Annotated in this window: 14 protein-coding genes; 10 read left to right on the plus strand and 4 right to left on the minus strand. The window is 66.3% G+C overall.

All coding sequences use genetic code 11. The features are described 5' to 3' along the window. Nucleotides 1–59: 59 nt before the first annotated feature. From ACNQPB_RS16155 to ACNQPB_RS16165, 3 genes are read left to right on the plus strand one after another with little or no spacing between them, the layout of a single operon-like run. The gene (locus ACNQPB_RS16155) at nucleotides 60–878 is read left to right on the plus strand and encodes an SDR family NAD(P)-dependent oxidoreductase (RefSeq protein WP_498753422.1); all 819 of its coding nucleotides are present in this window, start codon (nucleotides 60–62) and stop codon (nucleotides 876–878) included. Beyond that, a complete protein-coding gene (locus ACNQPB_RS16160; RefSeq protein ID WP_498753424.1) occupies nucleotides 871–1221 on the plus strand; it encodes a zinc ribbon domain-containing protein YjdM in 351 nt (116 codons plus the stop codon). The genes ACNQPB_RS16155 and ACNQPB_RS16160 overlap by 8 nt, the downstream gene beginning before the upstream one ends. A gap of 60 nt (nucleotides 1222–1281) precedes the next feature. Next, nucleotides 1282–2016 carry a VOC family protein gene (locus ACNQPB_RS16165; RefSeq protein WP_498753426.1) on the plus strand — a complete coding sequence of 245 codons (735 nt, stop codon included), beginning with the start codon at nucleotides 1282–1284 and terminating at the stop codon, nucleotides 2014–2016. A gap of 1 nt (nucleotide 2017) precedes the next feature. On the opposite strand, the gene ACNQPB_RS16170 is transcribed toward ACNQPB_RS16165, so the two are convergent. Next, nucleotides 2018–2464: a MarR family winged helix-turn-helix transcriptional regulator gene (locus ACNQPB_RS16170; RefSeq protein ID WP_498753427.1), complete on the minus strand. Its 447-nt coding sequence runs from the start codon at nucleotides 2462–2464 to the stop codon at nucleotides 2018–2020. Nucleotides 2465–2644: 180 nt separating this feature from the next. Between ACNQPB_RS16170 and ACNQPB_RS16175 the strand changes: the two genes are divergently transcribed. Beyond that, nucleotides 2645–3862 carry an MFS transporter gene (locus tag ACNQPB_RS16175; protein ID WP_498753429.1) on the plus strand — a complete coding sequence of 406 codons (1218 nt, stop codon included), beginning with the start codon at nucleotides 2645–2647 and terminating at the stop codon, nucleotides 3860–3862. Here ACNQPB_RS16175 and ACNQPB_RS16180 read toward each other — a convergent pair. After that, complete coding sequence (locus ACNQPB_RS16180) at nucleotides 3859–4530, minus strand: DUF485 domain-containing protein (RefSeq protein ID WP_498753431.1); 672 nt, start codon at nucleotides 4528–4530, stop codon at nucleotides 3859–3861. The genes ACNQPB_RS16175 and ACNQPB_RS16180 overlap by 4 nt on opposite strands. Before the next feature lie 45 nt (nucleotides 4531–4575). Continuing rightward, nucleotides 4576–5520, minus strand: coding sequence for a DNA-formamidopyrimidine glycosylase family protein (locus ACNQPB_RS16185; protein ID WP_498753433.1), 945 nt, complete (start codon nucleotides 5518–5520; stop codon nucleotides 4576–4578). 161 nt (nucleotides 5521–5681) lie between these two features. Here ACNQPB_RS16185 and gcvH point away from each other — a divergent pair, with 161 nt between their 5' ends. The 5 genes from gcvH (at nucleotide 5682) to ACNQPB_RS16210 (ending at nucleotide 8755) form a co-directional block, all read left to right on the plus strand. Further along, nucleotides 5682–6068, plus strand: coding sequence for a glycine cleavage system protein GcvH (gcvH, locus tag ACNQPB_RS16190; RefSeq protein ID WP_498753435.1), 387 nt, complete (start codon nucleotides 5682–5684; stop codon nucleotides 6066–6068). 133 nt (nucleotides 6069–6201) lie between these two features. Next, nucleotides 6202–6678, plus strand: coding sequence for an FHA domain-containing protein (locus ACNQPB_RS16195; RefSeq protein WP_498753437.1), 477 nt, complete (start codon nucleotides 6202–6204; stop codon nucleotides 6676–6678). Between the two features lie 17 nt (nucleotides 6679–6695). Further along, on the plus strand, nucleotides 6696–7418 hold the full coding sequence (gene ftsR, locus ACNQPB_RS16200) for a transcriptional regulator FtsR (protein ID WP_498753439.1): 723 nt from the start codon (nucleotides 6696–6698) through the stop codon (nucleotides 7416–7418). Further along, nucleotides 7418–7921, plus strand: a complete 504-nt coding sequence (locus tag ACNQPB_RS16205) for a bifunctional nuclease family protein (RefSeq protein WP_498753441.1) — start codon at nucleotides 7418–7420, stop codon at nucleotides 7919–7921. The genes ftsR and ACNQPB_RS16205 overlap by 1 nt, the downstream gene beginning before the upstream one ends. A 240-nt stretch (nucleotides 7922–8161) precedes the next feature. Further along, nucleotides 8162–8755, plus strand: coding sequence for a MerR family transcriptional regulator (locus ACNQPB_RS16210; protein ID WP_498753443.1), 594 nt, complete (start codon nucleotides 8162–8164; stop codon nucleotides 8753–8755). Nucleotides 8756–8868: 113 nt separating this feature from the next. Here the strand turns inward: ACNQPB_RS16210 and ACNQPB_RS16215 are convergent, their stop codons facing one another. Beyond that, nucleotides 8869–9738 (minus strand): ParA family protein, encoded by an 870-nt coding sequence (locus ACNQPB_RS16215; protein WP_498753445.1) that lies wholly within the window; start codon nucleotides 9736–9738, stop codon nucleotides 8869–8871. 304 nt (nucleotides 9739–10042) lie between these two features. On the opposite strand from ACNQPB_RS16215, the gene ACNQPB_RS16220 reads away from it, so the two are divergent. Further along, nucleotides 10043–13438, plus strand: a complete 3396-nt coding sequence (locus ACNQPB_RS16220) for a pyruvate carboxylase (RefSeq protein ID WP_498753447.1) — start codon at nucleotides 10043–10045, stop codon at nucleotides 13436–13438. The last annotated feature ends 18 nt before the right edge of the window (nucleotides 13439–13456 follow it).

Consider the following 13456-nt stretch of genomic DNA (forward strand, 5'->3'; position numbering starts at 1 on the left):
CGCCCGATGGGGCGGGTGCGAAGATGAATCCAAGCCGTCCGCGCCACCAAAGGGGAACCATGAACCGCTTCGAAGACAAGGTCGCGCTGGTCACCGGGGCGGGGCATGGAATCGGCGTGGCTACCGTGCGCCGCCTGCATGAGGAGGGCGCCGCCGTCGTGCTTGCTGACCTCGACGTTGAGGCTGCGCAGCAGATTGCCGAAGGGCTCGACGGCGGCAGGACCCTTGTCGTCGCCTGCGACCTCACCAGCCGCACGTCTGTGGACGCGGCCGTTGCCGCCGTCGTCACCCGTTTCGGACGGCTCGACGTCCTCGTCAACACGGCCGGCGGCGCGCTGCCGCATCCGCCGCTCGCCGACGGAATGAGCGATGAGCACTGGGCAGCCGACGTCGACCTCAACCTCACAGGTCCCATGCGCCTGATCCGCGCCGCCGTTCCGCATCTGCAGACTTCGCACCTGGGGAAAAGGGGCGGATCGATTGTCCTGGTCGGCTCCGTCAACGGCATCCAGGCCTTCGGTGGAGAGTCCTACTCGGCCGCAAAAGCCGGGCTCGGCCTGCTCGCCAGGAACCTCGCCGTCACGCTCGGCCCGGACGGCGTCCGCATCAACGTCGTCTCGCCGGGAACCATCCGCACCCGCGTCTGGGACACGCAGGGCGGGCCGGACCGCCTCGCGCCCCTGTATCCGCTCGGGCGGGTGGGGGAGCCCGACGACGTCGCCGCGGCCATTGCCTTCCTCGCCTCCTCCGATGCCGCCTGGATCACCGGGGTCACCTTGCCGGTCGACGGCGGCGCGCTCGCCGGGCCCCTGCATGTCATGCACCATCTGGAAGGCGAGGGCAAACCCGGGGCGCCGGTATCCTTGGACGGTGAGTGACTCCCTGCCCCCGTGCCCCGAATGTTCCAGTGAATACAGCTATGAAATGGGTGCTTTGCTGGTCTGCCCCGAATGCGCCCACGAGTGGGAGCCGGCAGAGGAAAGCGGCGAAGGGCTTGCAGAGCGCGTGATCAAGGACGCCGTTGGCAACGTGCTCAACGACGGCGACACCGTCACCATCATCAAGGACCTCAAGGTCAAGGGCAGCTCCACCGCCATCAAGGTCGGCACCAAGGTCCGGGGCATCCGCCTCGTGGACGGCGTGGGCGACCACGACATCGACTGCAAGGTGGACGGTTTCGGCCCGATGCAGCTCAAGTCCAGCGTGGTCAAGAAGGTCTAGGCAAGAAAGTCCAGGCGCGCCTCCCGTCAAGGGCATTGCGTGCGTATAGGGTCAGGCGGTATGGCGCTGCGACTCGTTCAGGTGAATTTCAAGGCCCGCGATGACTCGGCACTTGGCCGGTTCTGGGCGGAAGCGCTCGGCTGGGGTATTTCCAGTGAGGGGCCCGGTGTGACCAATGTCGAACCCTTGGGCTTCACGTGGCCGGACCCTGCCGCGGTCTGCATTGACGTGGTTTCCGTCCCGGACCCTGAAACGGTGAAATACCGCACGCACCTTGACCTCGCCACCGCTTCAAAGGCCCATCAGAAGGAACTGGTTGCCCGGCTGCTGGAGCTTGGCGCGACCCATGCCGACATCGGCCAGGGCGATGTGCCTTGGACGGTTCTGGCCGATCCGGAAGGCAACGCGTTCTGCGTACTGGAGCCGCGGGAAACCTACCGGGACACCGGGCCGATCGCCACGGTGGTAGTGAATTGTGAAGATCCCCGGGCTCTGGCCCGGTTCTGGAGCGAAGCTACGGACTGGACCCTGCACGAGCTGGACGACGACCATGCAAGGTTGCGCTCAGCCCAGGGCGTGGGGCCTTACCTCGAGTTGCTTCGTACTGGTCCGGAGACAGTCTGGAACCGCGTCCACCTCGATCTCATGCCATATGCCGGCGACGACCAAACGGCAGAAGTTGCCCGGCTGCTCGAGCTTGGCGCAAGCCACGCCGACGTCGGCCAGGGCGATGTGCCGTGGGTATGCCTTGCCGATCCCGAGGGCAACGAATTCTGCGTCCTCACCCCGGGCTGAGCTACACCGCCTGCAGCACCGTCAGGGCCTTCACCAGCGGTTCGAGTTCCGGCACCGCCCCGGCTGCCTCCAGGGCTTCCTCCAACGCCTTGTCGTGCACGGGTCGCGCGTCGAGCAGCAGTTTCTGCCCGGCGTCGGTCAGCTCGGTGTAGATCCCGCGGCGGTCGTCTGCGCACAGGATCCTGGTCAGCAGCGCGCGGTCCTCGAGCCGGTTCACCAGCCGCGTGGTGGCGCTGCTGGACAGCGCGGTAGCGCGGGCGAGCTGCTGCATCCGCATGTGCCATCCGTCCTGCCGGCTCAGTGCGTCCAGCACCGTGTACTCGACCACTGAAAGCTCGACGGCGGACTGCAGCGCCTTCTCCAGCGCGGCCTCGATGCTTCCATGCAGCGCGGCAAGTGTCCGCCAGCCCTGCGCGCGGACCTCGACGGCGTCGTCCTTGATGCCCATGTTCCCGTAGCTCCCTGCCGATTGATGACGAAACGCCGACACCTCAAAGTAGTTGCTTGTGCAATTAACCAGCGTGTGCAACTATATATGCAGCGTCTGCAACTAATATTCTACGGTTCCCGGCGGCGCACTTCCAGCCCATCCAGCCCGCGGGGACCGCATCCACACAAGGAGTCCACTATGCCTGCAGGGTTGATCGCCCTTGCCATCGGCGGGTTCGGCATCGGCCTGACCGAATTCGTCATCATGGGCCTGTTGCCCGAAGTTGCCGCCGACTTCGCCGTGAGCGAGGCCGCGGCCGGCTGGTTCATCACCGGCTACGCGCTCAGCGTCGTCGTCGGCGCCCTCCTGGTGACGGCCGCCGTCACCAGCCTCCCCAGGAAACCGGTACTGATGGGCCTCCTGGTCCTCTTTATTGCCGGAAACTTCCTCTCCGCTATCGCGGACAGCTATGCACTGATGCTCGCCGGCCGCATTGTGGCCGCGCTCTGCCACGGCGCCTTCTTCGGCATCGGCTCCGTGGTCGCCGCAAGCCTGGTCCCGTCCAACCGGAAGGCCGGGGCAATCGCCATCATGTTCACCGGCCTCACCGCCGCCAATGTCCTCGGCGTTCCCTTTGGTACCTTCCTCGGCCAGAACCTCGGATGGCGCTCCACCTTCTGGGCCATCACCATCATCGGCGTCATCGCACTGGCCGGCATCGCCCTCCTGGTGCCGGGTTCCGGAACGGGCGCAGCCACTGACACGGCACCCGGCAGCCTCCGCAGTGAACTCCGCGCCTTCAGGTCCGGCCAGGTCTGGCTGTCCATCATCGTCACCATCCTCGGCTTCGGAGGCATGTTCGGCGCCTTCACCTACATCGCCTTCACCCTCACCGATGTGTCCGGCTTCGACCCTCACGCCGTCCCGTGGCTGCTGGTGCTCTTCGGCGGCGGACTGTTCATCGGCAACATCGTGGGCGGCAAGGCTGCCGACAAATCCATCGACAAAACCCTCGTCACCATCCTTGCCGGCCTCGTGGCGGTGCTCGTGTTCTTCGCGCTGACTGCGGCCAGCCCGGTGGCAACTCTCTTCTCCCTGGCGCTGATGGGCGGCTTCGGTTTCGCCACCGTGCCCGGCCTGCAGATGCGCGTCATGAAGTTCGCCGCGTCAGCGCCCACGCTCGCCTCCGGCGCCAACATCGGTGCCTTCAACCTCGGCAACGCGCTCGGCGCGTGGCTGGGCGGGGTCACCATCAGCCTGGGACTGGGCTACACCTCGCCGGTCTGGGCCGGCGCCGGGATCACCGTGGCGGCGCTTCTCGTCATGCTTGCCGCCGCGGTCGCCGCCCGGCGCGGGGGAGTGGACGTTGCTGCGCCTGCGTCCCGGGAGGAACCGGACCCGGTCCCTGCCGCCTAAGGAATTGTTGGTGTCTCCGGCGGCTGAACCTGCTCGCCGTCGACGTCGTCCGCCGCGCGCGTCTTCCCGTCGCCCAGTGCCGCGGTGGAGCCCGACGGCGGCTGGCCGGCTTCGGTGCTCCCGGTTTCCTTCTCGGCCTGCTGCCGGTTCCTTTCGGCCTGCTGGAGCGTCTTCATCTTCTTGCCGCGGCTGCGCCACAGCTGGATGAGCACTACGAGAGCCACTGCCGCCGCGAAGCCGGCGATTGCAGCGACGAGCGAGGCAGTACGGAATCCGGGAGCGTCGACGTCGAGCACCCGCTCACCGGCATGCGCCCCGTTGCTGCTGCCGAGGGCAATCGAGAGGGTCAGCAGATTCGGGGTCGAGATCGCAACGCCAAGCACCACGAGTGCGATCTTGAAGGGCCAGCCCACCTTCCTGTTCAGGCCGATGAGTGCCACGAGGGCCGCGGCGAAAGTAAAGACAAAACCATAGAACATGCCGGCCAGGATCCCGGCGGAAATGCTGCCGTTGACTTGCTGTCCGATGGTCTGGGACCACCAGCGGGGAAGGAACGCAGCGAGTGCGAAGTAGGAAATGACGGCGAAGACCAGCGCGACAAGGATCAGGATGATCTTGGCGCCCCAGTTGCCTTTTTTCTTAGGGGGTACTGGCGCTTGTTCAGTCATGGCACCCATCATGGCAGAGCCCGGTGGCCGCGGGATGGATCAAGGTCAGTCCTCGGCTGGTTCCTTTTCGGCGCCGCCGCGTGCGGCGGGCCGTTCGAGGATCTCTCCGCCGCTCTGGCAGCCGGGACAGTATTGAAATGACGTCCCCACGTACGCCAGTTCCTGGATGGTGGTGCCGCAGACGGGGCAGCTTTCGCCGGTACGGCCATGGACGGCCATGGCGGCCTTCTTGGCGGCTTTCAGTTTGTCCGGCGCCAGCCCGTTCAGTGCTTCGGTGGCGTCACCCAGCACGGTTCGCATCGACGCATAGAGCCGGCCGACGGCTTCCGCATCCAGCGACGCGCCAGGCGCCAACGGAGACAGCTTGGCCGCGTGAAGGATCTCGTCGCTGTAGCCGTTGCCGATCCCCGCGAACCGCTTCTGGTCCCTGATGATGTCCTTGATCCGCTGGCGGGACGTGAAGAAACGGGCGAAGTCTGCAAGCGCGAGATCCGTGGCCTCCGGACCGAGCTCGGCAATGCCGGGAACCTCCGCGAGGCTATGGACAATGTAGACCGCCAGGCCTTTCCATCTCCCATGGTCCATGAGGTCCACGCTGTAGTCCGTGCCATGGTTGCTGAATTCAAACAGGGCAAGGGGACCCGCAGCAGACTTGCTTTCCGGTTCGGGTTCGGGTTCGGCAGCTTCCTTGACTTCGGGAAATTTCCCGGACAATTGCAACCAACCGGCTTTAGCGAAGTTGACCACGATGCTTTCGGCGCCGCCGTCCTCTGCGTATTCGGCCGAATCGGTGGCCGCGGACGTCTGGAACACCAGGAATTTCCCGCGCCTGTGCACCCTCCTGACCGTCCTCCCCACCAGGACTCCGGGGTCCGGGTCCTTCGTCTTCAGGGCGAAGCGGTTGGGGAACTGGAGGCTCACCACCGTGGCACTCCCAAGGCGCTGGTCGAGGTAGGCGGCCAGGGCAGTGAGTTCTGGAAGTTCAGGCATGGCGATGCTCCTCCAAAGGAACCTTCCGGCAGGGCGGACCCTCTTGCGCCCATCATCCCAGAGACCTCTGGGGGCGGGGGAGGAATGTGCCTATACTTTCAGCGGCGGCTGGAAGTCTGCTCCGCCGTCGTGGCCCTCAAAGTCCTGATGAAAGGCGACCCATGAGCAACATTCCTGCCGATCTCTCCTACACCGCCGAGCACGAATGGGTGGCTGCCCCCAATGCCGATGGCGTCGTCCGCATCGGCATCACCGACTTCGCGCAGGACGCCCTGGGTGACGTTGTCTACGTCCAGATGCCGGAACCGGGCACTACTATCACCGGCAACGAGGTGGTGGGAGAAGTTGAGTCCACCAAGAGCGTCAGCGACATCTACGCCCCGGTGAGCGGCGAAGTCATCGCCCGCAACGACTCCCTGGACACGGATCCCGCCCTGATCAACTCCGATCCCTATGGTGACGGCTGGCTCCTGGAGATCAAACTGGCCGAGGCAGATGCCGTCGATTCGCTTCTCAGTGCATCCGAGTACGAACAGCAGGTAGGCTAAAACCATCTGGTCCGACACGCCGGTTCTTCCCTTGGGGGAGAACCGGCGGGGCCAGCAACCCGTTTGGCCCGGCGGAACCGGGCAGAAGCGAACCGGCGTCCGTGGGGGCCGTCGGCGGATGAGGAGGATTTCCATGGTTGGCGGCGAACAGAACCCGGTCCCGGGCCGGTCCGAAGGACTGGATCAGCCAACGTCGGAGACCACCTCGATCCAACTCACCCCGATCAGCAGCGAACCAGGAATCACCCCGAAACTGCTCTCCGAGGAACGCGCGGCCGTGGAAGCACTTCCCCCCGGATCCGCACTCCTGATCGCCCACAGCGGTCCGAACGCCGGTGCCCGGTTCCTGTTGGACTCGGACAGCACGACGGCGGGCCGTCACCCGGATGCCGACATCTTCCTTGACGACGTCACCGTGTCGCGCAAACACGTCGAATTCCACCGCACCCCCGGTGGCTTCGAAGTGGTGGACACCGGCAGCCTCAACGGCACCTACGTCAACCATGACCGGGTAGACAGCGTCCAGTTGAGGAATGGCAGCGAAGTCCAGATCGGCAAGTTCCGCCTCACCTTCTACCTGAGCCCTGCCCGCGCTGCAGGCCAGGCCTGAATCCGGAGTACCTGCTTGTGGCACTTGCCCAGCCGGAACGGCGCGGACCCCAGGTCCTGAACATCGGCGAAGTCCTCGCCCAGCTGAGCGACGACTTCCCGGCGATGACGGCGTCCAAGATCCGCTTCCTTGAGGAAAAAGGACTGATCAACCCCAAGCGGACCCCCGCCGGGTACCGCCAGTACGCCGAAAGCGACGTCGAACGGCTTCGCTTTGTCCTGGCCCTGCAGCGGGACCAGTACCTGCCGCTGAAGGTCATCAAGGACTATCTCGACGCGATTGACCGCGGCGAACGCCCGGAGAACCTTCCGCCGGGAGTGTCCGTTTCCCCGCGGATCGTTTCGGACGAGCTCGCTGCCGAACTGCACGGCCGTGCCCGTGCACTGAGCGAGGAGCAGCTGCGCACCGAATCCGGCGCCAGCGTGCCGCTCCTCCAGTCGCTGCTGAGCTTCGGGCTGATCAGCCACGTCAACGGGAAGTTCGACGAACATGCCCTGCAGGTTGCGCGGGCCTGTGTGCAGCTTGAAAGCCACGGCCTGGAGCCGCGGCACCTGCGCCCTTTCCAGGCGGCCGCCGAGCGCGAGTTCGGGCTGGTGGAACGCGCGGTGGCCCCGTTGATGTCCCGCAAGGATGCAGCCTCCCAGTCCCGGGCAGCGGAAGCAGCCCGGGAAATCAGTGAACTCTGCCTCACCCTGCACCGGGCCCTGGTGCAGGACCGGATCTCGCGCATGGAATCCTGATGATTGAAGTCGAGATTGTCGGAGTCAGGATCGAGCTCCCTTCCAACCAGCCGCTGGTCCTCCTCAAGGAGATCCAGGGGGAACGCCACGTACCCATCTGGATCGGCACCCCCGAGGCCAGTGCCATCGCCCTCGCGCAGCAGGGTGTCGTCCCGCCGCGGCCCATGACGCACGACCTCCTTGTGGACGTCGTCGAGGCCCTCGGCCATACGATCGTCAGCGTGAATATCGTGGCTGTGGAGGACAACATCTTCTACGGCCAGCTCCAGTTCGACGACGGCACCACCGTCAGCTCCCGGGCCTCGGACGCGCTGGCCCTTGCCCTGCGTGCGAAGTGCCGGATCTGGTGCGCCGACGCGGTGATGGAAGAGGCCGGCGTCCGGATTACCGAGCATGATGAAGGGGAAGAGGCCGAGCCCGGCCCCAGCGTGGACGAAGAGCGCGAAATGCGCCGTTTCCGGGAGTTCCTCGACGACGTCGAACCCGAGGATTTCGAGGGCTGACGGCCTCTTAACGTTAAAGTCGAAGGTGAAAGTTTCGACACGACGCGAAAATGCCCCAAGCGTCTTTGACCTTGGGCCTCCGCCCGCCTAACGTCGGAGGTATCAAGTTCCCGTTGCATGCACGGCCTGCGCAAGTCACACTGGAGAGTGCGGACGCGTTTGAAATTACACGATTGACGTTCCATTCGTGTCGGCTGTGGACGCACCATCCCCAAGGGAACTTCGGACAAGGAGGGTCACGTGAGTCCCAAAGGCGAAGCAGGCGAGCTGAAGCAGGCCTCGATTGGTGTTGCTGCGCCCGCTAGCGGTGCCCAGGGTCTTCTTTTCACCGAGGACCTGCCCGTCCTCGACGAAGACGCCGGCTATCGTGGCCCCACGGCATGCAAGGCAGCGGGCATCACGTACCGCCAACTCGACTACTGGGCACGCACCGGTTTGGTCGAGCCCGCGGTGCGCGGCGCCGCCGGCTCCGGTTCACAGCGCCTCTATGGTTTCCGCGACATCCTGGTCCTGAAGGTCGTCAAGCGCCTTCTGGACACCGGCGTATCCCTCCAGCAGATCCGCACCGCCGTCGAGCACCTGCGTGAGCGAGGCGTCGAGGACCTGGCCCAGATCACCCTGATGAGCGACGGCGCGAGCGTCTACGAATGTACTTCCGCCGACGAGGTGATCGATCTCGTCCAGGGCGGTCAAGGTGTCTTCGGCATCGCCGTCGGGCGCGTCTGGCGCGAGGTCGAAGGCAGCCTCGCCGAACTCCCCAGCGAACACGCCGCCGAGCAGACTTTCCCCGACGACGAACTCAGCAAGCGCCGCTCGGCCCGCCGCACCGGCTAGAAACGCACCGGTCGGCCGGAAACACACCAGTCAACAGGAAAGCCGCCTTCCCGTGGAAGGCGGCTTTCGTTGTCAGGGGACTGCCGGCGTCGGCCGTTTTTGAAGGAAGCGGCTTAGCGGCGGCGGCTGCGGAGCTCGCTTGTGCCGGGCAGGCCGTTCGACGGGGACTGGCCGTTCGAGGCCAGCAGGTTCTCCAGCAGGGTGTCGAAGAGCTTCGCGGTGCCCTTGGCGGAGTCGCCGGGCCAGTGATGCACGGCGTGCGCGGCGCCCTGGATCTGCTGCCAGTTCGCCTGCTCCGGGATGTGCGGCGACAGCAGGAGCCCGCCGAACATCGATTCCATCTCGGCGAGGCGGAAGCCGTGCTCTGAGGATCCGCTGCGCACCCGGTTGGCCACAATGCCCGCTGGAGCCAGTTGCGGGGCGAATTCCTTGCGGAAGAGCTGGATGGCGCGCATGGTCCGTTCGGTACCGGCCACGGAAAAGAGGCCCGGCTCGGCCACCAGCACCACGCGGTTGCTCGCATTCCATGCCATGCGGGTAAGGCCGTTCAGCGACGGCGGGCAGTCCACCAGGATGAGCTCATAGGAATCGGCGCCGGCGAGCACCGCCGAAAGGCGGCGGAGGTCGCGGCGCCCGAGGTCGGGGCGGTCGTAGATGCCCGTGAACGCGGAGCCGACGGCGACATCCAGGACGGCATGGCCGTTGCCGGCGGCAGGGGAGCCGGCGCCGTCCGGGATCTGGCCGATCCAGCCGCTCGCCGCCACGTTCTCGCTCAGGCGGGCCTTGCGCGGGTTCTTGAGCATCCGCCCGATGTCGAGCTGCTCGGCGGGCTGGACGCCCAGCGCCGTGGTTGCGTCCGCGTGCGGATCAAGGTCCACTACCAGGGTGGGAATGCCCGCAGCCAGCGCTGCCGATGCCAGTCCCGTCGTCACGGAGGTCTTGCCCACGCCGCCCTTGAGGCTGCTGATGCTGACTACTTGCACTTGAAAACCCAAAACCTAACGCCGGTTGCCGTGTAGCTGCGGTGAGTGTCCCGGCCTCGCCGGAACGGGGGCCTGCCTGACGCCCCAGAACATTCTATGTTGAGCGGCCGGGGAATCACGGTTACACCGTTCCGGGCGCCTGCCGTGGCACTTTCATTAGCACGTCGGATCGTGTTGTCGGCGAAGGTGAACTTCACGTGACGGGCGTCATTGTGACGGTCGACACAAAGATTTGTGTTTGTCCGGGCCGTTCTTACACACTGTGACCACCGACCGGTTACACCCGCAATGATGCAGGAGAAGTATGTTTTCCAAAATTCTGGTGGCCAATCGCGGCGAAATCGCGATCCGTGCCTTTCGCGCCGGCTATGAGCTGGGCGCCAAGACTGTAGCGGTTTTCCCCTATGAGGATCGCAATTCGATCCACAGGCAGAAAGCCGACGAGGCCTACCTTATTGGTGAAGAGGGCCATCCGGTCCGCGCTTACTTGGACGTTGCGGAGGTTGTCAGGGTCGCCAAGGAGGCCGGGGCGGACGCGATCTACCCGGGCTACGGCTTCCTGTCCGAGAACCCGGACCTTGCCCGTGCCGCCAAGGCTGCGGGCATCACCTTCGTGGGCCCGCCCGCCGAGGTCCTGGAGCTCGCGGGCAACAAGGTGGCCGCGCTCGAAGCGGCCCGCAAGGCCGGTGTCCCGGTCCTCAAGTCAAGCGCCCCGTCCCGTGACATCGACGAGCTGATCGCTGCGGCGGACGAGATCGGCTTCCCGATTTTCGCCAAGGCCGTTGCCGGCGGCGGCGGGCGCGGCATGCGTCGCGTGGACACCCGCGAAGCCCTCCCCGAAGCCCTGCAGTCCGCCATGCGCGAAGCCGACGCTGCGTTCGGTGACCCCACGATGTTCCTGGAGCAGGCCGTACTGCGCCCGCGCCACATCGAGGTCCAGATCCTTGCCGACGGCGAGGGCAACGTCATGCACCTCTTCGAACGCGACTGTTCACTGCAGCGCCGCCACCAGAAGGTCATCGAGATCGCACCGGCCCCGCAGCTGGACGAGTCCATCCGCCAGGCCCTGTACCGCGATGCGGTCGCCTTCGCCAAGGCGCTCAACTACGTCAACGCAGGCACGGTTGAGTTCCTCGTTGACACCGTGGGTGAGCGCGCCGGCCAGCACGTCTTCATCGAGATGAACCCGCGCATCCAGGTGGAGCACACGGTCACCGAGGAAATCACCGACGTCGACCTCGTGCAGGCCCAGATGCGCATCGCCGCGGGCGAGACCCTCGCGGACCTTGGCCTCAGCCAGGAGAGTGTCTCCATCAAGGGTGCTGCCCTGCAGTGCCGGATCACCACCGAGGACCCGGCCAACGGCTTCCGCCCCGACGTCGGAAAGATCACCGGTTACCGTTCCGCCGGCGGCGCCGGGGTGCGGCTCGACGGCGGCACCGTCTACTCGGGTGCCGAGATCAGCCCGCACTTCGACTCCATGCTGGTGAAGCTGACCTGCCGCGGCCGCGACTACCCGGCTGCGGTTGCCCGGGCCCGCCGTGCCCTCGCCGAGTTCCGTATCCGTGGCGTATCCACCAACATCCCGTTCCTGCAGGCAGTCCTGGATGACCCGGACTTCGTCGCCGGAAACGTCGCCACTTCCTTCATCGACGAGCGTCCCGAGCTGCTTAAGTCACGCAGTTCCGCTGACCGCGGCACCAAGCTCCTGACCTGGCTGGCCGAGGTCACCGTCAACAAGCCCAACGGCGAGCTCAAGGTCCATTCGGATCCCGCCGCGAAGCTGCCCTCCGTGGAGGGCAAGACGGCCCCGGCGGGCTCCCGGCAGAAGCTGCTGGAACTCGGACCGGAAGGCTTCGCCAAGGCACTGCGCGAGCAGACCGCCGTCGCCGTCACGGACACCACCTTCCGCGACGCCCACCAGTCCCTGCTGGCCACCCGCGTCCGCACCCGCGACCTCGTGGCCGCCGCTCCCGCAGTGGCCGCCCTGACGCCGCAGCTGCTCTCCGTCGAGGCCTGGGGCGGCGCCACCTATGACGTCGCGCTGCGCTTCCTCGGCGAAGACCCCTGGGACCGCCTCGCAGCGCTGCGGAAGGCCCTGCCCAATGTCTGCCTCCAGATGCTGCTCCGCGGCCGCAACACGGTGGGCTACACCCCGTACCCGGAGGAAGTCACCGAGGCCTTCGTCAACGAGGCCGCAGCGACCGGCATCGACATCTTCCGCATCTTCGATGCCCTGAACGACGTGAACCAGATGGCCCCGGCCATCCGCGCCGTCCGGGCCACCGGCACCGCCGTCGCCGAGGTCGCCCTCTGCTACACCGCGGACATGCTGGACCCGGAGGAGAAGCTCTACACGCTCGACTACTACCTCGAGCTGGCACAGCGCATCGTCGACGCCGGCGCGCACATCCTGGCCATCAAGGACATGGCCGGCCTGCTGCGCCCCGCCGCGGCAGCCAAGCTGGTCTCGGCCCTGCGCGAGCGTTTCGACCTGCCGGTGCACCTGCACACCCACGACACCGCAGGCGGCCAGCTCGCGACGCTCCTGGCGGCAGTGGACGCAGGGGTCGACGCTGTCGACGCCGCCTCCGCCTCGCTCGCCGGAACCACCAGCCAGCCTTCCGCTTCGGCGCTTGTGGCCGCCCTTGCGCACACGCCGCGGGACACCGGCCTGGATCTGGCCGCGGTCAGCGCGATGGAACCCTACTGGGAAGCAGTGCGCCGGGTCTACGCGCCGTTCGAGTCGGGACTTCCGGGCCCCACCGGTCGCGTCTACCAGCACGAGATCCCCGGCGGCCAGCTGTCCAACCTGCGCCAGCAGGCCATCGCCCTGGGGCTCGGCGAGCAGTTCGAAGCCATCGAGGACATGTACACGGCCGCGGACCGCATCCTGGGCCGTCTGGTCAAGGTCACGCCGTCCTCCAAGGTGGTGGGCGACCTTGCGCTCCACCTGGTGGGCCTCAACGCCGATCCCGCGGACTTCAACGAGAACCCGCAGAACTACGACATCCCGGACTCCGTCATCGGATTCCTGTCCGGCGAACTGGGCGATCCTCCCGGAGGCTGGCCGGAACCGTTCCGCACCAAGGCCCTGCAGGGCCGCAGCATCAAGGTGCGGGACGTGGAACTGAGCGCCGAGGACAGCGCCGCGCTCAAGTCCGATTCCGCCACCCGCCGCCGGACCCTGAACCGGCTGCTCTTCGCCGGTCCCACCAAGGACTACCTCAAGAGCGTCGAAAGCTACGGCAACCTCTCGGTACTTGACACCCGTGACTACCTGTACGGCCTCCAACGCGGTGCAGAACACGTGATCGAGCTGGAGAAGGGCGTCCGCCTGATCGCCTCGCTCGAAGCGGTGTCCGAGGCCGACGAGAAGGGCATGCGCACCGTCATGTGCACGCTCAACGGGCAGTCCCGTCCGGTGGTCGTGCGCGACAAGTCGGTGGTCAGCAACGTCAAGACCGCCGAGAAGGCCGATCCTTCCCAGCCGGGCCAGGTGGCCGCACCGTTCGCCGGTGCGGTGACCGTGACCGTCAAGGTGGGCGACGCCGTCAACGCAGGCGACACCGTTGCCACGATCGAGGCGATGAAGATGGAAGCGTCCATCACGACGCCGGTGGCCGGCAAGGTCTCGCGCCTGGCCATCAACGCCATCGAACAGGTCCAGGGCGGGGACTTGCTGATCGTCGTGGAGTAATCCGCCGGTAGCGGCGTA

The organism is Curtobacterium sp. LFS079 (assembly GCF_047977865.1).
GTDB lineage: Bacteria > Actinomycetota > Actinomycetes > Actinomycetales > Micrococcaceae > Arthrobacter.

What these genes read in the sequence shown, in the direction of transcription:
- ACNQPB_RS16155 (WP_498753422.1), top strand. Translation starts at nt 60, where the DNA reads ATGAACCGCTTCGAAGACAAGGTCGCGCTGGTCACCGGGGCGGGGCAT.
- ACNQPB_RS16165 (WP_498753426.1), top strand. Translation starts at nt 1,282, where the DNA reads ATGGCGCTGCGACTCGTTCAGGTGAATTTCAAGGCCCGCGATGACTCG.
- ACNQPB_RS16170 (WP_498753427.1), bottom strand. Translation starts at nt 2,464, where the DNA reads ATGGGCATCAAGGACGACGCCGTCGAGGTCCGCGCGCAGGGCTGGCGG.
- ACNQPB_RS16175 (WP_498753429.1), top strand. Translation starts at nt 2,645, where the DNA reads ATGCCTGCAGGGTTGATCGCCCTTGCCATCGGCGGGTTCGGCATCGGC.
- ACNQPB_RS16180 (WP_498753431.1), bottom strand. Translation starts at nt 4,530, where the DNA reads ATGACTGAACAAGCGCCAGTACCCCCTAAGAAAAAAGGCAACTGGGGC.
- ACNQPB_RS16185 (WP_498753433.1), bottom strand. Translation starts at nt 5,520, where the DNA reads ATGCCTGAACTTCCAGAACTCACTGCCCTGGCCGCCTACCTCGACCAG.
- gcvH (WP_498753435.1), top strand. Translation starts at nt 5,682, where the DNA reads ATGAGCAACATTCCTGCCGATCTCTCCTACACCGCCGAGCACGAATGG.
- ACNQPB_RS16195 (WP_498753437.1), top strand. Translation starts at nt 6,202, where the DNA reads ATGGTTGGCGGCGAACAGAACCCGGTCCCGGGCCGGTCCGAAGGACTG.
- ACNQPB_RS16205 (WP_498753441.1), top strand. Translation starts at nt 7,418, where the DNA reads ATGATTGAAGTCGAGATTGTCGGAGTCAGGATCGAGCTCCCTTCCAAC.
- ACNQPB_RS16220 (WP_498753447.1), top strand. Translation starts at nt 10,043, where the DNA reads ATGTTTTCCAAAATTCTGGTGGCCAATCGCGGCGAAATCGCGATCCGT.